Raw genomic sequence first — 17,822 nt, 5'->3', positions numbered from 1 at the left:
TGAAAAAGCCTCTGTCTAAAGCAGAGGCTTTTTTCTTTTCACCATCAAAAGGTATGTCAATTGCGTGAAGAAAGGACACTTTCATTTCTATAAAAATCATTTTAATGGTACCATAGAAAAGTTGTGATAAAAGATATGGATAAACGAAACTATCTATCAATCCTTTTACAAACTGCGTGTAAGAAGTTTGTAAAGGTGTAAAGAGGAAAAGCGGCAATTGTACGCTTACTATTTTACGAATGTAAGGCAATCGGACAAACTAATTCGCTGTCCATTGCTGATTAAATTGTATTCATTATTCACGATTCCTCTCTATCATTTCGTCATGGGTTTTGTTTTATCGTTAAAATTTTGATAAAGGTGTATAGGATATGGAAAACAGGCATTTTGAATATAAATTTAAAGAAACGCTGAAAAAACTAAATGATATTGAACTTGCGTTAAATGAATCATCGATCGTAGCGATTACGGATAGTCGTGGATTCATCAATCACGTGAACGATAAATTCTGTGAAATTTCTAAGTATGAAAGACATGAGCTTCTCGGTCAGGACCATCGTATTATTAATTCGAAACATCATTCAAGCTTGTTTTTTAAAGAGTTATGGAGTACGATCAGATCCGGTAAGGTATGGCACGGAGAAATAAAAAACAAAGCAAAAGACGGCTCGTACTACTGGGTGGATACAACCATTGTTCCTTTTTTAGATGAGCGGGGTAAGCCGTATCAGTACGTATCGATTCGTAATGATATTACAAAACGAAAAGCATATGAAGAAAAAATTAAGCAAATGGCTTATTATGATCCGTTAACCAATTTACCTAACCGCTACTGGTTAAACAAACAGCTGAAAAAACTGTTTTTAGATGAAGAATCTCCAGAACTGCTGGCTATTTTATTTTTAGATTTAGACCGCTTTAAATCAATAAATGATACGCTTGGCCATCATCACGGCGATGTGCTGCTGAGGAGCGTAGCAGAAAGATTAAAAAAATGTATTCCGTCCTCTGATTTTATCTCGCGGCACGGGGGCGATGAGTTTATTTTAGTGCTGCATACACTAAAAACTGTTGAGGAAATTGAAGAAATGACCGAGCAGATCGTAAAGGAAATGTCGCTTCCTTTTTATATAGATGGTGATAAAGTGCTAACCTCTACAAGCGTTGGCATCAGCTTGTTTTCAAAAGAATGTCAGCAGCATATTGTCCCAAAAGACGCAGATGAACTAATTGACAGGTTAATTAAGCAAGCAGATATTGCAATGTATGTAGCAAAACGAAATGGACGAAACACATATGAAATGAGCTCATCTTCATCAAATGAACAAATAATTAAAACAATCAGCATGGAGAATGAGTTAAAGTATGCGTTAGAAAGAAATGAGTTTCAGCTCGTTTATCAGCCGTTAATCGATTTGAAAACGTCTGAAGTCATAGGAGCAGAAGCGCTCATTCGCTGGAACAGTGAAAAATTTGGTACCGTGTATCCAAATGAATTTTTGCCCATTTTAGAAGAAGTGGGTCTGATTGTGCCCGTTGGCAAGTGGGTATTAGAAGAAGCGTGTAAGCAGATGAAAGCATGGACGGAGCTGAATTCAAAAGTGAGCAAAATAGGAGTGAACGTATCACCTATTCAGCTGAAGTCCTCACGATTCGTAGCGGAGATTGAACAAATCTTGCAAAAAACGGGCCTTGAGCCGCACTTTCTGGAACTTGAAATCACTGAAAGCGTCATTCAAAACAGTCAAGAATCGAAAAAAGTGCTAAACCGCCTGCGGAGTCTAGGGATAAAAGTGGCGATGGATGATTTCGGAACGTGCTATTCATCCCTTAGCTATTTGAAACACTTGCCGATTAATACGTTAAAAATTGATAAATCATTTATTGACGACTTAGACGAAGTTGGAAAAGTGCTGGTGGAAACGATTATTCAAATGGGAAAAAAACTTAATTTTGATCTAACTGCAGAAGGAATCGAAAACAAAGAACAGCTGCAGTTTGTGACGGAACAAGGCTGTCATATCGGTCAAGGTTATCTATTCGACAAGCCGCTTTCTCCTGAAGAAATGAGCCGATTGTTGAATTGAAGGAGAATGATGTATACGGAAAGAAGCTCTTTAATAGAGCTTCTTTTTTGATTTTTAATATGATATAAGGGGTGATAAAGTCGTGAAAGAGTACGTTGGAATCTGCACAGTATGTCAAAAGAACGTGTACTGTTTAGAGGGATTTTTAAACGGTGTGGTTGTTGAAGGGAAGCTTGTGTGCTTTTCGTGTGAAGAAGAGGAGAAACGTGACTCTCATAAAAACAAAAACTAGCTACCTGGGGTAGCTAGTTTTTGTTTACTGCGCATTCACTTTTTCAGCTTGCCAGTAATACTCGCTGAACACATCAGAAAAAGCTTTGACGGTGTTTGTGAGTTCTTCCATATTGTTATCGACGCCGCCTACTTCAATTAAAATGGAGCGGTCGGATAAGTCCTGATTATATAACCCGTTATTGCCGCTTGTTTTCTTTTTGCTTAATACTCCGCGGCTAAGGCCTGGATATTTTTCCTCTAACTTTTCATGAATCGCTTTGGCCATTTTCACGTTTTCATCAAATTTCGGGTTCGCTTCACCTAATACAATCATCATTTTAGCGTATGATTTGCCGTTGATAGCAGCCGTTGTTTTTTCTTGGCGCAGTGAATCTCGATGAATATCAATTAAATAATCGACGTCTTTGTTTTGCTGAAGAGCCGTTTCCACCACGCTGCGAGACATCATATAGGCTCGTCCTGTACCCCAGCCTTTTTCATTCAGCTTTTGTGTCATATTAGTTGTATCTACTTCCGAACCGATTCCGTCTGCTTTTAATTCCATTCCTAGCATTTGACCAACGAGCGTGATGTTGGTTTTGTTATCAACTGCTTTATTTTCGTTCGCTTCACCTTGCATACCAAGTAAAGGAAAATAAGATTCCCAGCTGTGCGTATGGTAGATGTATACAACTTTTTTATCGCCTGTGCTTTGCTTGGCCTGTGTTTGAGACTGTTTTTTACTTTCTTCGTACGTTTTGCTTTCAGCAGGATCTAAATCACGTTCTCCTGAAATGCTTTCGAGCGGAGGAGCTGATTCATGAGGAATCGTGGTATAATCTGTTCCTTCACCGGCTAATAGAATATGAGAATCAAAAATAGAAAAGCCGGGCAGTTCTGATCCAAATAGACTTCTTGTATCCGCCACGCGAATATTGGTCGCCAGCTGCAGAGCGACAGAAGAGAGAGGAGGCGGAGAGAAGTCTTCTTCAAAGGCATGAGAGAAATGATGGTTTTCCGTATGCATGAAGTAGAACAAGCTTTGGGCTTTATAATTTGATAACGCTTGATAGACAACGTTCGAGCGCAGCGTATGCTGAAGAGTTGAATACGTGACGGTAAAAATAGCGGCAGATGTTAACAGAACAAATAGTATAGCGATAATTAATGATTTATAAGAAAGAATCCAAAAAAGCTTTTTAGGCTTTTCAGTGAACTTGTTTTTCATAGAGTAAACCTCCTCTAATAAAATTTTGAAATCAGCGGATGAAAACTCTAAGAGGAGAATGTTATGTATCTACTATTTACTCTATTAAAAAGAAATAGAAATATGATAGAAACCACGATATTTAACACAACATAAAAAAGTTTATATTAGGGCATACTGTAAAAAAACGGTGCGTATTGGAGCTGGTTAGATGAACGACTCATGGATTTATCATCATTTTATTAATACACTTTTATTTCCTTTAGCAATGTTTGGCGTGGCATTTTGTTTGCTGGGGCTGTTGCTGTACATGCTGTGGAAAGAAAAGCAAAAAGAAGGACCAAAAGAAAACAAGAGCTCTTAAATAAGAGCTCTTGTTTTGTCGAACATTCAGTTAGAAAAAGGGAAATTCACTTTCTCTAAGAACTCTATTCGGTTGTCAAAAGGATCAGCCACGTAAATTCTTTCGACGCCGGGAATGTTTTGGTCTTCTATAAAAGAAATACCGAAGCTAGTCAGATGATCTTTGAACGCAGGTAGATTTTTAACGTGAAAGCCTGGATGCGCTTTTTTTGTAGGTGAAAAGGCAGTTTCCACACCAATATGCAGCTGATAAGAACCAAATTCAAACCAAACGCCGCCGCGCTTTTTTAGACTTTCCGGCTTTTCGACTTCTGTTAATCCAAGAACAGTTCCGAAAAAGTGTCGTGCTTCGCTTTCTGAGTTCGGTGGTGCTGCTAGCTGAATATGATCAATATGCGTCAGTGTAAAAGTCATAAACATTCCTCCTTAAATAGTAGAGTACTAGTTAAGTTTACGTGATGTATATGTGTAAATAAATGATAAAAAGTTGATGTGTTTCATAAGAAAAACTTATTATTTTATATACATATAACACCAAATGAGGTATATTTTATTTTGTTGTTATTTAAGAGAATTGGAGATTAATATGGAATATCACTATACGTTAACCAAAGATGATTACGTAGCTTTTAACATGCATCACGCTCAACATTCGGAAAGAGTACAAAAAGTGCTGAGAGTTCAGCGATGGATGTCGCTTATTTTTCTTTTTATTCCTTTGCTTGTTTCGTGGATTGAAGGAGAGTTTTTAGTTGGCATGTTCGCAGCGTTTGCGCTGCTTGCGGTGCTGTGGTTTTTATTTTATCCGAAGTATTTTTACGGCAGTATTAAAAAGAACATTATAAAGGTGATGAATGAAGAAGGTAACAGCAGTCTGACGGGTGAGCATACTATAATGGTTACGGAAGATGGCTTGGTAGAGAAAAGCTCAAAAGGAGAAGTGAAGACTCCTTGGTCAAGCATCACTCAAATTAGAGAAACCGATGAACATATCTTTATTCTTGTTAGCGCAATGAGCGGATATGTTATTCCTATAAACACATTTGTAGATGTAAAAGCGCTACAGCAGTTTAAAGAAACGCTGAATGCTGCAAGAGACAAAAAAACAGGCTGAGTAGTAAATAATAATGTGAAAAAACGCCCTCCTAGATACTTTTCTAAGAGGGCGTTTTTTTAACAGCAGTCCCAGTTATACAAAACATCTTTAAAGTTACGGTTGCGAAGGTCTTTTTCTTTAATAAAGAAATTGGCCACTCCTGCATCGCCAAACATAATTTCCGCTTCGTCGTCCATGGCAAATTGAAGAAGCAAAACATTGTATGCTCGCAGCGCTTCATCGTAGTCTCTTGGATCAGTTTGAGTGAAAAAAGCGTATCCGCCCATTTTATGATACTCGCCCGTCACTTCATCCCAGTAGATTTCTTCCGTTTCTTCATCGTCAAAAAAACCTGGTTCTACAGCGTTATAGCGATAGTCAGTAGGGGAAACGGGTTCGCTTCTTATTTCAAACTGTAAGCCCACTTCTTGAGGAATAGGAAACATATCTCGGTCAATGTCTTCAAGATACGAAAAGTCGGTTGTTAACTTTTTTTCGTCAGTTATTACGTCTTCATAAAAAACGACGCGAAAGTCTTTTTGAGCCGTAGGGTGGTCGAAATCAAGACCGTACACATCGCCGGCATTTTTGTTATCAGCTCCGCAAATAAAAAATTGAAGCATGCCTTGAGAGGGCATATTTTCATAGGAAGGCACGTCAGAAAAATTGAGTTGTGCCATCAGGAGCATAGGCTTGCCCTGAGAATCAAGAGGATGATTTGCTTCTAGAGGAAGGTAAGGGTTGCCGCCAAACTTGCTTTCATATAATTTTGGACTGTTCATAACCGTATGGATGTGGATGTAAGGCTTACATGTTTTTTCGATTTCTTTTCGGTAAGGTTCTAGCTTAGGAGGCAGTTCTAATTTTGATAGAGGATTCATGTGTATTCTCCTTTTTGTTTATAATGAAAAGAACATTTGTTCGTATTTATATTTTATCGCAATACATACTGAAAGGGAAGAGAAATCGTATAAAAAATCCCTTTGCAGAAGCATCCGCAAAGGGTACAAAGAAATGATAGCGTTTTCATTATGGTACTTACTGAATAGATTGCTTATTTAGAAAAGAATCCTTTTAAAGCAAATGCGACGTTTTGCGGTCTTTCGGCTAAGCGGCGCATAAAGTAGCCAAACCAGTCGTTGCCAAATGGAACGTATACGCGCATTGTATAGCCTTCTTTTGCAAGGCTAAGCTGCATATCTGTTCGGAATCCGTACAGCATTTGAAACTCAAACTGCGTGCGCGGGATGTTATTTTTGTGAGCGAACTCTTTTACTTTTGCAATAATATTGTGGTCGTGAGATGCAATAGCCGTGTATGTTCCGCTAAGCAGATGCTCTTCGATAATTCGCATATAGTTCTCATCAATTTGGGCTTTGTCTTGAAACGCCACGGTTGGTGATTCTTGATACGCGCCTTTTACCAATCGAAGAGGAACTCCTTTTAGCTCTTTTACGTCTTGTTCAGCGCGGAACAGGTAAGCTTGAATAACTGTTCCGACATTATCATAGGTCTCGCGAAGCTCTCGTAAAATATCTAGCGTCATTTGACAGTGAGCGTAGTCTTCCATGTCGATTCGGACAAAGTTATCGTATTTTTTCGCCGTTTCAACAATACGGCGCATGTTCTCAACGCAAAAACTGCGGTCAATATCTAAACCAAGCTGCGTCATTTTTACGGATAAGTTACATGTTACACCGGCTTGGCCCATAGCTTCCAGCGTTCTGACGTTATATTGAGTTGCTTCGATAGCTTCTTCTCTGCTTGAAACAAATTCCCCTAAATGATCAAGCGTACAGACAAGTCCTTTTTTATTCAGTTCTTGCACTTTTTTAATCGCATGTTCAATTGTGTCGCCAGCTACCACTTGAGCTGCACCAAAGCGAAGACCCCATTTTTTCGCCGCTTTGTTTAGCGCTTTATTTTGGGAAGCGTGAAGAAACACATTTTTAGATACCTCTGCTAACATAAATATCTCCCCCTATAGAAAAAATCCCTTGTTGTTTTAAGATAGAGCAGCCTAGGGCTGCTCTACTGAGTATTAAAGCGTTGTGCTTGTTGTTTTTGCTTGTAAGTGCAGAATTAAGTAATCAGGACCGCCAGCTTTTGAATCTGTTCCTGACATGTTAAATCCGCCAAACGGCTGGTACCCAACGATGGCACCTGTACAACCGCGGTTGAAGTAAAGGTTTCCAACGTGGAACTCTTCTTTCGCACGCTCAATGTGCTCAGGCGTATTTGAAAGAAGGGCACCTGTTAAACCGTAGTCAGTATTGTTCGCAATTTCCATCATATGATCAAAGTCGCGCGCTTTGCAGAATGCTACGACTGGGCCGAAGATTTCTTCTTGCATTAAACGTGCTTTTTCATCTACATCTGCAATGATCGTAGGCTGGATGAAGTAGCCTTTTGAATCATCTGCTTCTCCGCCCGTCATTAAACGGCCTTCTTCTTTACCGATTTCAATGTACTTTGTAATTTTGTTGAAAGAAGCCTGATCAATAACAGGTCCCATATACGTGTTCACATCTTCAGGGCTGCCCATTGTTAATGTTTTTGTGAGCGCAACTGCTTTTTCAAGAACGATATCGTATACGTCTTGGTGAACAACCGCACGAGAACCTGCTGAACACTTTTGTCCAGAGAAGCCAAATGCTGAATACACAATAGAAGAAGCAGCTAAATCTAAATCAGCATCTTTATCTACAACGACCGTGTCTTTACCACCCATTTCAGCAATAACGCGCTTTAGCCAAATTTGACCAGGCTGTACTTTTGCTGCGCGTTCATAGATGCGGCAGCCTACTTCACGCGAGCCTGTAAATGAAACAAAGCGTGTTTTTGGATGATCTACTAAATAGTCGCCAATTTCGCTTCCGCTTCCCGGCACGTAGTTCAGTACGCCGTCTGGAAGGCCGGCTTCTTTCATTACTTCTACAAATTTTGCTGCGATAACCGGCGTGTTGTTTGCTGGTTTTAATAGAACTGTATTTCCTGCTACAATCGCTGCAGCAGCTGTTCCAGCCATGATCGCTAGCGGGAAGTTAAACGGTGAAATAATAACGCCGACACCAAGCGGAATGTAATTAAATTTATTTTCTTCACCTTCGCGGCTCTCAACAGGCGCGCCGTCTTTTAGCTGCACCATTTGGCGAGCGTAGTATTCAAGGAAGTCAATTGCTTCTGCTGTATCAGCATCTGCTTCTTTCCACGGCTTTCCTGCTTCTTTTACAAGATAAGCGGAAAATTCATGCTTGCGGCGGCGAATAATGTCCGCTGCGCGGAAAAGAATATCTGCTCGTGCTTCAGGTGCTTCTTTTTTCCACGTATTAAAGGTAGAAAGTGCAGCTTGCATTGCTTTTTCAGCCAAGTCTTGATCTGCTTTTGACACGCGTCCGATAACTTCTGCTTTATTTGCTGGGTTAATAGACTGGATTTGATCTTCTGTTGTAATTAATTCTCCGCCAATTACAAGAGGATAGTCCTTTCCAATCTCTGATTGTACAAGTTCTAATGCAGATTCAAACGCATCTTTGTTTTCAGCAACCGTAAAGTCCGTGAAAGGCTCGTGTTTGTATTGTTTGATTTCGTTAATATTCATTGTGTTCATTTTCATTACCCCTTTTTTAGAAAATTTACAACATAATTAATATTCCAACACCCTATACCTGTATTATAATCACCTTATTCTCGTTTTGTACATAGTTTTTTAACAAAAATGTTCAAATTTTTTTAAAATAAACACTTTTGTTTAAAAAGCCAATAAATCGATGTTTTTCATAGTGATTTTGAACAAACAGAAAAGAAAGAGACATAAGCAAGTAATTGAAAAGATGTTTTGAAGTAAAGAATTACGATAAAGGAAAGAGTTTATCGGTAGTAAGTTAAAATACTTTTCAGATCAAAAAACAATAGACAAAGTTGTTCAAAATAAATTATCATATAATTCGAAAAGTAATTTTTGTCGAATGAAGCTAGCTTTTGCTTCGAGTGAAGGCTTCATTTGAATGCGCAGATAGAGGGAGGGTAGGAAAACAGCAGTTATTTGTCCATTATATTGTAAGGGCTTACATATTTAACGCGCGATGCGAAGAACGTGTAATTCTTTAAATGACGGTTTCTATGAGGAGGATTTTAACATGAGTCATCAACCGCCTGAGTTAAAAAAAGAATTAAAAATTCGACACATAACCATGATTTCTTTAGGAGGAATCATTGGTGCCGGTTTGTTCATTGGAAGCGGATCGCTCATTAACGCAGCGGGTCCTGGTTCCATTTTTTCGTACGCGTTTGCCGGTTTGCTGGTGATTTTAGTTATGCGAATGCTGGGGGAAATGTCTACGGCTAATCCTTCAAGCGGCTCGTTCGCCACATATGCTAGAGAAGCGCTTGGACCGTGGGCTGGCTACACAATCGGCTGGCTGTACTGGTTTTTCTGGGTAATTGTTATTGCAGTTGAAGCGATTGCGGGTTCAACGATTATTCAATATTGGTTTCCGTCTTTACCGTCTTGGGGCGTGAGTCTGATCCTGACGTTTTTACTAACTTTAACGAACTTATACTCTGTTAAATCATTTGGTGAATTTGAATACTGGTTTTCGCTTATTAAAGTAGTTAGTTTAGTACTGTTTTTACTTTTAGGAGGAGCGATCATCCTCGGTTTAATACCGGGAGTAGAGTCTCCGGGGGCATCGAACCTTCTTCATAGAGGAGGATTCCTTCCAAACGGAATCAGCTCCGTCTTTTTAGGAGTGGCGATTGTGATGTTTTCTTTTATGGGAACCGAAATTGTCGCAACAGCGGCTGGAGAATCGGCTCAGCCTGAGCGAGCGATCACCATCGCAACAAATACCGTTATTTATCGTATTTTAATTTTTTATCTTGGGTCGATTTTAATTTTAGTGACCATTCTTCCGTGGGATTCTTCAAGCTTGATGAAAAGTCCGTTTGTTTCGATATTAGAGTTGGTAAACGTTCCGGCAGCGGCTCAAATCATGAACTTTATCGTACTGACTGCCGTTTTGTCTTGCTTAAATTCAGGTCTATACACGAGTTCTCGTATGCTGTACTCAATGGCGCAAAAAGGAGACGCGCCGCGCATGTTTTTAAAAGTGAATAAAAAAGGCATTCCGTTTAATGCCATTGTAGGCTGTACCGTGATTTCTTACATCAGCGTTGGTTTTAACTATCTTTCACCTGATAAAATCTTTTTATTTTTAGTAAACGCATCGGGAGGCGTAGCGCTTCTTGTGTACCTTGTTATTGCTTTTTCACAGCTTCGCATGAGAAAGAAATACGAAAAAGAAAAGCCGGAAGCCTTAAAAATCAGAATGTGGCTGTTTCCTTATTTAACGTATGGAACGATTGCGGCAATCACAAGCATCTTTATTGCGATGGCATTTATTGATTCACTTCGCACTCAGTTTTATCTCACGCTGCTGATTGCTGTATTTGTGGTATGTTCGTACTTCTTTATGAAAAAGAAAAAAGATGATAGTTCCCTATCAGGACAGGGGAATAAAAGAATTTCTTAATAGAAGAGAAAATCATCACGAGGGGCTAGGGGGAAGTAAATTGGCAAACAAAGAGTTAAAAAGAGGGCTTGAATCTCGTCATATCCAAATGATTGCTCTTGGAGGAACGATTGGGGTAGGGTTATTCATGGGTTCAGCAAGCACCATTAAATGGACGGGGCCATCCGTCCTGCTTGCGTATGCTATTTGCGGCGTTTTTATTTTCTTTATTATGCGTGCAATGGGGGAGATGCTTTATTTAGAGCCAAGTACGGGTTCGTTTGCGACATTTGGTCATAAATATATTCATCCGTTAGCTGGTTATATCACGGCTTGGAGCAACTGGTTTCAATGGGTGATTGTCGGCATGGCAGAGATTATTGCAGTCGGAGCTTATATGCAGTACTGGTTCCCGCATTTACCGGCGTGGGTTCCGGGAATTGTCGCCATGGTCATTCTCGGTGGGGCCAATTTAATTTCGGTGAAATCGTTTGGAGAGTTTGAATTTTGGTTTGCAATGATTAAAATTGTTACGATTGTTCTCATGATTATTGCTGGTCTTGGCCTTATTTTCTTCGGTCTTGGAAACGGCGGCGAAGCGCTTGGCCTGTCGAATTTGTGGGCAAACGGCGGTTTCTTTACAGGCGGATGGTCAGGCTTTTTCTTTGCCTTGTCGCTTGTTATTGCTGCCTATCAAGGAGTAGAGCTTATTGGAATTACAGCAGGAGAAGCAAAAGATCCTAAAAAAACGTTAACAAGTGCAATTCAAAGCTTAATTTGGCGTATTTTAATTTTTTATATCGGCGCCATCTTTGTGATTGTAACGGTGTATCCGTGGAACGAGCTGGATTCGCTTGGCAGTCCGTTTGTTTCTACGTTTGCGAAAGTAGGAATTACGGCAGCCGCGGGCATTATTAACTTTGTGGTCATCACAGCGGCTATGTCTGGATGTAACAGCGGGATTTTCAGCGCAGGACGCATGCTTTATACATTAGGCGTAAACGGACAGGCGCCAGCGTTTTTTACAAAGGTTTCTCGAAACGGTGTACCTATTTATAGTACCGTTGCAGTGATGATTGGGTTAGCTGCGGGCGTTGTCTTAAACTATATTGCTCCGCCAAACGTTTTTGTGTACGTGTACAGTGCGAGCGTGCTTCCAGGTATGATTCCGTGGTTTGTAATTCTTATCAGTCAAATTCGTTTTCGAAAAGCAAAAGGAGCGGCGATGGACCAACATCCATTTAAAATGCCTTTTGCTCCTGTGACGAACTACGTAACCATCGCGTTTTTATTTATGGTGCTTGTAGGCATGTGGTTTAATGATGAAACGCGCATATCGCTGATTGTCGGCATTATCTTTTTAGCTATTGTCGTGCTGAGCTACTATGTACTAGGTATCGGTAAGCGCACGGAAGTACGGTCTTCTGAAAGACGTAAGCTAGTGAAATAAATGATTTTGTAAGAGAGGCTGAAAAGCATTTTCTTCTTTTATTAACGAGGTGCATGGCAAGAAGGAAAAAGAAAAAAGAAAAAACCAGAGTCAAAAGGGCGTGTTCAGGCATAAGATAATCCAACTCAAGTGAAATGCAAGCGGCGTTTTTCTTGAGGAAAGAGTAATTAAAGAAAAGGAAGTGTTCTTATGTCTGGAAACCCTGGATATGGTCATGGATCTGGTTTTGCTTTATTAGTTGTATTATTTATTTTATTAGTGATCATCGGCTGCAGCTGCTACGGCGGAGGCTTGGGCTGGTAATTCACTCATTTAAAAAGCCCTATAAGGGCTTTTTCTATGCTTATAAATAACGTTTTTTCCCTTTTTGATAAATGTTGACATGAAAACCGTTTACTTCACTCATAAAGATTTTAGAAGGAAAGTCTGCTGCTTTGACAGATGAAGTGATTTCGACAGTTTGATACGTTTTTGGTTCCAACTTAACAGTATGAAGCTTAGGCTTATTCATCATCACTAAAAAAGGGGTATCTTCTTTAAAATAGGAGCGCTCATCCAGTGCTACTTCAAACGTAATAGGTTTTGAACTGTGATTTTCAAATGAAAGGTCACAGGTACCCGTTAATATGGTTTCTTTTTTATTTCTCTCAAATGTACAAATGCTATTTTCCACATCGTAAGAAACGGCATATATACCTGGTAATACGGTCTTTTGTATCGCTTCAACCATATGACCAGGACCCGATATGACAATAAATGCAGCTAAAATCATTAGTTTTAAACGATGGCGATTCAAACTTTTGTAAAGGGCAAAAAGACCAAGTAAAAGTATAATTCCCCACGCATTGCTGGCATATTGAATTCCCGTCATTGTTTCTTCATCTCCATAGAGGGGAAGACCTAAAAAAGAAAAGACAGAATGACTGAGCGGAGTTGAATTAGGAAAAGGGATGTTTAAAATAAAAGCAGCTAGTAAAAAGGTGAGTCCTTTTATCAAAAGTGATCGTTCACGAATCATGTTGTTCCTCCTTAGCTATAAATCACGTATCATTATATACTATTATTATCTTATTTTGTAATTAATGGTTATTTCGCTACGCGTGGAGGGAAGATGAATGAAAACTTTTTTATTAGTTAGGCATTGTGAAGCAGAAGGGCAAGAAGCAAAAGCATCACTGACGGAACAAGGCATACAGCAAGCTCAGCAGTTAATGGATTATTTGAACAAGCTGAGTTATCCCATTGATAAAATTATTTCAAGTCCGTACAAACGAGCCGTTCAAACAATTGAACCTTATGCAAAAGATACCGGTCTGCCTCTTCATATAGATACAAGGATAGAAGAAAGGCGTTTAAGCGGACAGCCTCTTTTCAACTGGATAGAAGTATTGAAAAGAACTTTTGATGACATAGACTTTAAGGTAGACGGAGGAGAATCGACCAAAGAAGCCACGGTACGTGCTTTAGAACTGTTTAAAGAAGTAATGAACGAAAAACAGAAAACGACTCTGTTTGTTACGCACGGCAATTTGATGACATTAATCCTTAGACATTTTGATCCGAGGTTTGGATTTAATGAGTGGTCATGTTTAACGAACCCTGATGTGTACCGGATTGATCTTGAAAAGAAGAACGTTTCCATTACAAGGCTCTGGAATGAGAAGAAAATAAATTGATTAGATACAAGATTTTTTTGAAGATAATAAATTTTGCTCGATTTAAAAGCTTTATACAGCATTATGGTTTACGATTTTTGTTAGCATTAAAGCTTTCACAGTGCCGTTTAGCAGATACATAATGAATATAAAATCTGTCTTAGAACAGAAACTTGCTATTTCTAAATTGATATGTTACACTAAGGTTAATTATTTTTGTTCGGTATGAAATTGAAAGAAGAGAAATATTCTTCAAAAGAAATTTTTATCTGGAAATAGTACGATTGAGCAAGGGTAGTAATATATGCGTGGATTAATTCCACCACTGGAGGAAATAGTATGACTGAAGGTACAGTAAAATGGTTTAATGCAGAAAAAGGTTTCGGTTTCATCGAAATTGAAGGCGGAGAAGATGTATTCGTACATTTCAGCGCAATTCAAGGCGACGGATTCAAATCTTTAGACGAAGGTCAAAAAGTGACTTTCGACATCGAGCAAGGTCAACGCGGTGCACAAGCTGCTAACGTTGTAAAAGCATAATTTTATGCAATCCAAAAAAGACTCCGACTTTGGACGGGGTCTTTTTTTATTGTAGCAAACACGCAGGTAACGGAGGAATACTTATGAGTAAAGCAAAAGGTAAAGGCGGCACGGGGCGAGGCACCGGTAAAAAAGGGTGGAACCGCTGGCAGGCGAGTGCAAAAAAGAAGAAAAATGCAAAGCCTTATAAAAGCAAAGGAACAAAAAATGCTGATAAGCCGGAAGGCAACTAATCCTATATGCGCAGTATCATCTGCAACTTCGACTTACTCTGCTTGAGTAAGTTTATTTCATATGGAAGTGTTTTTTTATTGCTTTTTTTACAGTTTGCTGTCACTATATGAAATAATAAAGTGATTTGTGTGAATTTTCTATAAAAATTGATTTTTTTTGCAAACACTTTCATATTTCGACAACCTTTTTGATTTTTATCGGTTATACTTCTTTATAATAGATTATAGAAAGATGCAGGGGAGCATAAAGTGAGAGAGGAAAGCGACAGTTTACTCTGTACGCTTTTTACGTTTCTGGACCGTATTGCAGTAGCGTCGTAACAAGTAGATCATGCATCAGTTTAGAACACATCAAAACTCAACTAAGTGTAACGGGGGGATATGAGTGAGCGTAGGCATCGTAATTGAAAAAGTTCAAAATTATGCTATGTTAGAAGATCATGTTTTGGTTGAAATGGTTCATAGTGGAGACGAAAAATCATTAGAGTATTTAATCAACAAGTATCAAAATCTTGTAAGGGGAAAAGCAAGAAAATACTTTTTGATTGGTGCTGAAAAAGAAGATATTGTCCAAGAAGGAATGATTGGACTATACAAAGCAATTCGCGACTTCAACGAAGACAAGCTAACATCTTTTAAAGGGTTTGCGGAGTTATGTATCACAAGACAAATTATTACGGCAATTAAAACGGCTACTCGTCAAAAGCACGGTCCGTTAAATTCGTACATTTCATTGGACAAGCCTCTGTATGATGAAGAATCAAACTATACGCTGATGGATATGATTCCTGGCGATCAAATTGCTAATCCGGAAGCAGTGCTGATTCATCAAGAAAAAGTGGAAGACCGCGAGTTGAAAATTGCGGAAACACTTAGTGAATTGGAAAGAAAAGCATTGACGCTGTATATGGACGGCCATTCATACGCTGAAATTTCGAAAGAATTAAATACGCACGTTAAGTCAATTGACAACGCGCTGCAGCGTATCAAAAGAAAGTTAGGTCGCGACGTAGAAAGCAGACAAGCTATTTCATAATAGGCAAAAAACAGCCGGACCTCAAAGGGGTTTCGGCTCTTTTTCACGGTCTTTTAAAATGTCTTGAATGATTTCAATATGAACAGAAGCCCACGATTGTTCACGGAAATGAAGAAACACGCTTGGAATGAGAATAAAAACATACAGCACGACAAAAATAATCCAAAGCCAGCTGCCGTCTTTAAATAAAAATTGCTGCAGCCGCTGCGAAAATAAAAAAAAGAGCCAAGGCAAGGCAGAAACAAGGATAGGGATGACGCCGGAGCCGTTTTTTTCTTTGGTCATTCGGTAATACACTTTTCGTAAAATAGCGCTGTCGAGCGTAAGGTAAAGCTGCCGAATTTCTTCCATTTCCGCTAATTCATCAATATCTTCTGCGTTTTGGTTTTGATGAGCCGCTTTTTTCAGTTTAAGGTAGACTTTATGAGCATCGCCGCGCAGTGAAAACATATACCAGCCTCCCGCATATTGTTTCGTCTTCTTTAACAGAGTTTGCAGGTGCATGTAAATATATACAAAAAGTTTCGTGATACGAAAGAATAAGAAAATGGGAGTGAAAGCGCAAATCATTAGTAGAAAGTAAGAGAAAACAGCTGGTTTTCGATCTTTTTGAACGCCTTTACACATCAACTAGTAGCACATATACTAATAAAAGAACAATTAGTTACCTAGGTAAATAAAATGGAAAGGTGAGGTGGGAAAAGTGAATAACTTGGTGTTCCATGAACTTCATCAAAAGTCGAGATTGTCTATTAAAGAAGTAAATGAAGTGTTAAAGGCGTACGGGCTATATAGCTCACAGTATTCAATTTTATTTTGTTTAAAGCGATTCGGTTCGATGACGCAAACAGAGATTTGGCAGTATTTAAATGTCGAAGCGCCAACGGTTACTCGCACGTTAACAAGGCTTGAAAAAAGCGGATGGATTGTGCGAAAAGCAGGCAGTGATAAACGAGAGCGCATCGTTTATTTATCTCCTCAAGCGAAGAAAAAGCTTCCAGAAATTCAGCAAGAAATTGAACGTTTGGAAGAAAATTTGCTGATTGCTTTATCCGACAGCGAACAAGATCAGCTTATCTCGTTATTAAAGAAAATTTGTAAATCTACAGAAAAGGGTGAAATGAATGACGAACCAGCAGGAGCCAATCTGGACTAAAAGCTTTATCAGCATTGCGATTACCAACTTTTTTATTTTTGTCGTGTTTTATGCATTGCTGACGCTGCTGCCGATTTATGTATTAGACGCCTTAGACGGCACGAGTACGCAGGCAGGGCTTGTTGTTACCATCTTTTTATTATCTGCGATTATTGTTAGACCATTTTCAGGGAAAGTCATTGAAAACATTGGAAAGAAAAAAACGCTTGTATTTAGTACCCTCATTTTTGCGCTTTCTTCCTTCTTGTATATGCTTATCCACCATTTTAACGTGCTTTTATTACTGCGCTTCTTCCAAGGAATTTCATTCAGCTTAGCGACAACCGTCACCGGAGCGATTGCAGCGGATTTAGTTCCCGCTAAGCGACGAGGAGAAGGGCTTGGCTACTTCGGAATGTCAATGAACTTAGCCGTTGTTGCAGGGCCGTTTTTAGCACTAACGCTTCATCAGTACATGGCATACAACATTATTTTCCTTGTATTTGGCGTGATTATGCTCGTTGGCTGGCTGTGCGGAATGATGGTCAAAAATCTTCAAGAAAACGCTGCTCCGTCAGTAAAGAAATCATTTTCACTGAGCGATTTGTTTGAAAAGAAATCCATGCCGATTTCATCTGTAGGTATTCTCGTTTCTTTTTCGTATGCAAGTATTATTTCGTTTATTTCTGTGTACGCACAGTCGCTTGGATTGATTAAAACAGCAAGCTTTTTCTTTGTTGTGTTCGCAGCTGCGATGCTGATTTCACGACCGTTTACAGGAAGATTATTTGATAAATCTGGCCCAAACATTGTGATTATTCCGTCGTGTATTGTCTTTGCGATTGGTCTATTTAGCTTAAGCTTTACACATTCTTCTTGGATGCTGCTGTTTTCAGGTGCGTTAGTAGGACTAGGGTATGGAACGCTGCTTCCTAGCTTCCAAACGCTTGCGATTCAAGCGGCGCCTGCTCACCGAAGCGCATATGCAACTGCTACATTCTTTACGTTTTATGATAGCGGGATTGCAGTTGGTTCGTTTGTATTAGGAATTGCAGCAGGCGCTTTAGGCTATTCAAAACTGTACTTTGCGCTAGGAATTTTTGTTCTGTTAATTACGCTTTACTATAAGTGGATTGCAAATTTACGTCAAAAACAAAAAGCAGCAAATATCCAGGTGGGCATGAAATAAAAAAGCTCGGCGTAATATGCGCCGAGTTTTTTTATGGATTTTTTACAGGACTTTGGAAGGGAAGCATATTTAAGTCAAAAGGTACTAGCCAATTCCTATCCATCT

19 protein-coding genes are annotated in these 17,822 nt (G+C 39.2%); 12 read left to right on the top strand and 7 right to left on the bottom strand.

The annotated features are described in order from the left end of the window. Positions 1-371: 371 nt before the first annotated feature. Positions 372-2,087, top strand: coding sequence for a putative bifunctional diguanylate cyclase/phosphodiesterase (locus tag U9R83_RS19065; RefSeq protein WP_014458737.1), 1,716 nt, complete (start codon positions 372-374; stop codon positions 2,085-2,087). A 256-nt stretch (positions 2,088-2,343) separates the two neighbouring features. On the opposite strand, the gene spoIIP is transcribed toward U9R83_RS19065, so the two are convergent. After that, entirely contained in the window at positions 2,344-3,528 is a 1,185-nt protein-coding gene (gene spoIIP / locus U9R83_RS19060) for a stage II sporulation protein P (RefSeq protein WP_209367568.1), read from the bottom strand. A 190-nt stretch (positions 3,529-3,718) separates the two neighbouring features. On the opposite strand from spoIIP, the gene U9R83_RS19055 reads away from it, so the two are divergent. Then, positions 3,719-3,871, top strand: coding sequence for a hypothetical protein (locus U9R83_RS19055; protein ID WP_328575386.1), 153 nt, complete (start codon positions 3,719-3,721; stop codon positions 3,869-3,871). A gap of 26 nt (positions 3,872-3,897) precedes the next feature. Here the strand turns inward: U9R83_RS19055 and U9R83_RS19050 are convergent, their stop codons facing one another. Next, a complete protein-coding gene (locus U9R83_RS19050; RefSeq protein ID WP_328575385.1) occupies positions 3,898-4,284 on the bottom strand; it encodes a glyoxalase in 387 nt (128 codons plus the stop codon). A gap of 172 nt (positions 4,285-4,456) precedes the next feature. On the opposite strand from U9R83_RS19050, the gene U9R83_RS19045 reads away from it, so the two are divergent. After that, entirely contained in the window at positions 4,457-4,984 is a 528-nt protein-coding gene (locus U9R83_RS19045) for a YcxB family protein (RefSeq protein ID WP_328575384.1), read from the top strand. A 59-nt stretch (positions 4,985-5,043) separates the two neighbouring features. Here the strand turns inward: U9R83_RS19045 and U9R83_RS19040 are convergent, their stop codons facing one another. The 3 genes from U9R83_RS19040 to pruA form a co-directional block, all read right to left on the bottom strand. Further along, positions 5,044-5,847, bottom strand: a complete 804-nt coding sequence (locus U9R83_RS19040; protein ID WP_243549808.1) for a YwqG family protein — start codon at positions 5,845-5,847, stop codon at positions 5,044-5,046. Between the two features lie 173 nt (positions 5,848-6,020). Next, positions 6,021-6,935 (bottom strand): proline dehydrogenase, encoded by a 915-nt coding sequence (locus U9R83_RS19035; RefSeq protein ID WP_328575383.1) that lies wholly within the window; start codon positions 6,933-6,935, stop codon positions 6,021-6,023. A gap of 72 nt (positions 6,936-7,007) precedes the next feature. Further along, complete coding sequence (gene pruA, locus U9R83_RS19030; protein ID WP_328575382.1) at positions 7,008-8,576, bottom strand: L-glutamate gamma-semialdehyde dehydrogenase; 1,569 nt, start codon at positions 8,574-8,576, stop codon at positions 7,008-7,010. 529 nt (positions 8,577-9,105) lie between these two features. Here pruA and U9R83_RS19025 point away from each other — a divergent pair. The 3 genes from U9R83_RS19025 (at position 9,106) to U9R83_RS19015 (ending at position 12,232) form a co-directional block, all read left to right on the top strand. Further along, positions 9,106-10,500, top strand: a complete 1,395-nt coding sequence (locus U9R83_RS19025) for an amino acid permease (protein WP_013058507.1) — start codon at positions 9,106-9,108, stop codon at positions 10,498-10,500. 40 nt (positions 10,501-10,540) lie between these two features. Beyond that, a complete protein-coding gene (locus U9R83_RS19020) occupies positions 10,541-11,929 on the top strand; it encodes an amino acid permease (protein WP_042991972.1) in 1,389 nt (462 codons plus the stop codon). Between the two features lie 189 nt (positions 11,930-12,118). Beyond that, on the top strand, positions 12,119-12,232 hold the full coding sequence (locus tag U9R83_RS19015; RefSeq protein WP_014458748.1) for a YjcZ family sporulation protein: 114 nt from the start codon (positions 12,119-12,121) through the stop codon (positions 12,230-12,232). Positions 12,233-12,272: 40 nt separating this feature from the next. On the opposite strand, the gene U9R83_RS19010 is transcribed toward U9R83_RS19015, so the two are convergent. Continuing rightward, positions 12,273-12,947, bottom strand: a complete 675-nt coding sequence (locus U9R83_RS19010; RefSeq protein ID WP_226701566.1) for a hypothetical protein — start codon at positions 12,945-12,947, stop codon at positions 12,273-12,275. Positions 12,948-13,044: 97 nt separating this feature from the next. On the opposite strand from U9R83_RS19010, the gene U9R83_RS19005 reads away from it, so the two are divergent. The 4 genes from U9R83_RS19005 to sigH all read left to right on the top strand — a co-directional run bounded on the left by U9R83_RS19005 (position 13,045) and on the right by sigH (position 15,393). Further along, on the top strand, positions 13,045-13,605 hold the full coding sequence (locus U9R83_RS19005) for a histidine phosphatase family protein (RefSeq protein ID WP_328575381.1): 561 nt from the start codon (positions 13,045-13,047) through the stop codon (positions 13,603-13,605). A 318-nt stretch (positions 13,606-13,923) separates the two neighbouring features. After that, positions 13,924-14,124, top strand: coding sequence for a cold-shock protein (locus U9R83_RS19000; protein WP_013058502.1), 201 nt, complete (start codon positions 13,924-13,926; stop codon positions 14,122-14,124). 77 nt (positions 14,125-14,201) lie between these two features. Then, positions 14,202-14,357 carry a DUF3934 family protein gene (locus U9R83_RS18995; protein ID WP_181170506.1) on the top strand — a complete coding sequence of 52 codons (156 nt, stop codon included), beginning with the start codon at positions 14,202-14,204 and terminating at the stop codon, positions 14,355-14,357. A 385-nt stretch (positions 14,358-14,742) separates the two neighbouring features. Continuing rightward, positions 14,743-15,393, top strand: a complete 651-nt coding sequence (gene sigH / locus U9R83_RS18990; RefSeq protein ID WP_013058500.1) for an RNA polymerase sporulation sigma factor SigH — start codon at positions 14,743-14,745, stop codon at positions 15,391-15,393. 21 nt (positions 15,394-15,414) lie between these two features. On the opposite strand, the gene U9R83_RS18985 is transcribed toward sigH, so the two are convergent. Beyond that, positions 15,415-15,843, bottom strand: a complete 429-nt coding sequence (locus U9R83_RS18985) for a hypothetical protein (RefSeq protein ID WP_028414946.1) — start codon at positions 15,841-15,843, stop codon at positions 15,415-15,417. A 253-nt stretch (positions 15,844-16,096) separates the two neighbouring features. On the opposite strand from U9R83_RS18985, the gene U9R83_RS18980 reads away from it, so the two are divergent. Further along, the gene (locus U9R83_RS18980) at positions 16,097-16,549 is read left to right on the top strand and encodes a MarR family winged helix-turn-helix transcriptional regulator (RefSeq protein WP_013058498.1); all 453 of its coding nucleotides are present in this window, start codon (positions 16,097-16,099) and stop codon (positions 16,547-16,549) included. Next, on the top strand, positions 16,518-17,717 hold the full coding sequence (locus U9R83_RS18975; protein ID WP_055990575.1) for an MFS transporter: 1,200 nt from the start codon (positions 16,518-16,520) through the stop codon (positions 17,715-17,717). Before U9R83_RS18980 ends, U9R83_RS18975 begins: the two co-directional genes overlap by 32 nt. Positions 17,718-17,822 lie beyond the last annotated feature (105 nt).

Origin of the sequence: Priestia sp. LL-8 (assembly GCF_036227845.1) — a bacterium.
Taxonomy (GTDB): Bacteria; Bacillota; Bacilli; order Bacillales; family Bacillaceae_H; genus Priestia; species Priestia zanthoxyli.
This window is presented reverse-complemented; position numbering and strand designations above follow the sequence as displayed.

Bases quoted from the DNA above. Each gene is read 5' to 3' on its own strand.
- U9R83_RS19025 (WP_013058507.1), top strand. From the start codon at position 9,106: ATGAGTCATCAACCGCCTGAGTTAAAAAAAGAATTAAAAATTCGACAC.
- U9R83_RS19065 (WP_014458737.1), top strand. From the start codon at position 372: ATGGAAAACAGGCATTTTGAATATAAATTTAAAGAAACGCTGAAAAAA.
- U9R83_RS19010 (WP_226701566.1), bottom strand. From the start codon at position 12,947: ATGATTCGTGAACGATCACTTTTGATAAAAGGACTCACCTTTTTACTA.
- U9R83_RS19050 (WP_328575385.1), bottom strand. From the start codon at position 4,284: ATGACTTTTACACTGACGCATATTGATCATATTCAGCTAGCAGCACCA.
- U9R83_RS18985 (WP_028414946.1), bottom strand. From the start codon at position 15,843: ATGTTTTCACTGCGCGGCGATGCTCATAAAGTCTACCTTAAACTGAAA.
- spoIIP (WP_209367568.1), bottom strand. From the start codon at position 3,528: ATGAAAAACAAGTTCACTGAAAAGCCTAAAAAGCTTTTTTGGATTCTT.
- U9R83_RS19015 (WP_014458748.1), top strand. From the start codon at position 12,119: ATGTCTGGAAACCCTGGATATGGTCATGGATCTGGTTTTGCTTTATTA.
- U9R83_RS19055 (WP_328575386.1), top strand. From the start codon at position 3,719: ATGAACGACTCATGGATTTATCATCATTTTATTAATACACTTTTATTT.
- U9R83_RS19035 (WP_328575383.1), bottom strand. From the start codon at position 6,935: ATGTTAGCAGAGGTATCTAAAAATGTGTTTCTTCACGCTTCCCAAAAT.
- U9R83_RS19000 (WP_013058502.1), top strand. From the start codon at position 13,924: ATGACTGAAGGTACAGTAAAATGGTTTAATGCAGAAAAAGGTTTCGGT.
- U9R83_RS19045 (WP_328575384.1), top strand. From the start codon at position 4,457: ATGGAATATCACTATACGTTAACCAAAGATGATTACGTAGCTTTTAAC.
- U9R83_RS19040 (WP_243549808.1), bottom strand. From the start codon at position 5,847: ATGAATCCTCTATCAAAATTAGAACTGCCTCCTAAGCTAGAACCTTAC.
- pruA (WP_328575382.1), bottom strand. From the start codon at position 8,576: ATGAACACAATGAATATTAACGAAATCAAACAATACAAACACGAGCCT.
- U9R83_RS19005 (WP_328575381.1), top strand. From the start codon at position 13,045: ATGAAAACTTTTTTATTAGTTAGGCATTGTGAAGCAGAAGGGCAAGAA.
- U9R83_RS18975 (WP_055990575.1), top strand. From the start codon at position 16,518: ATGACGAACCAGCAGGAGCCAATCTGGACTAAAAGCTTTATCAGCATT.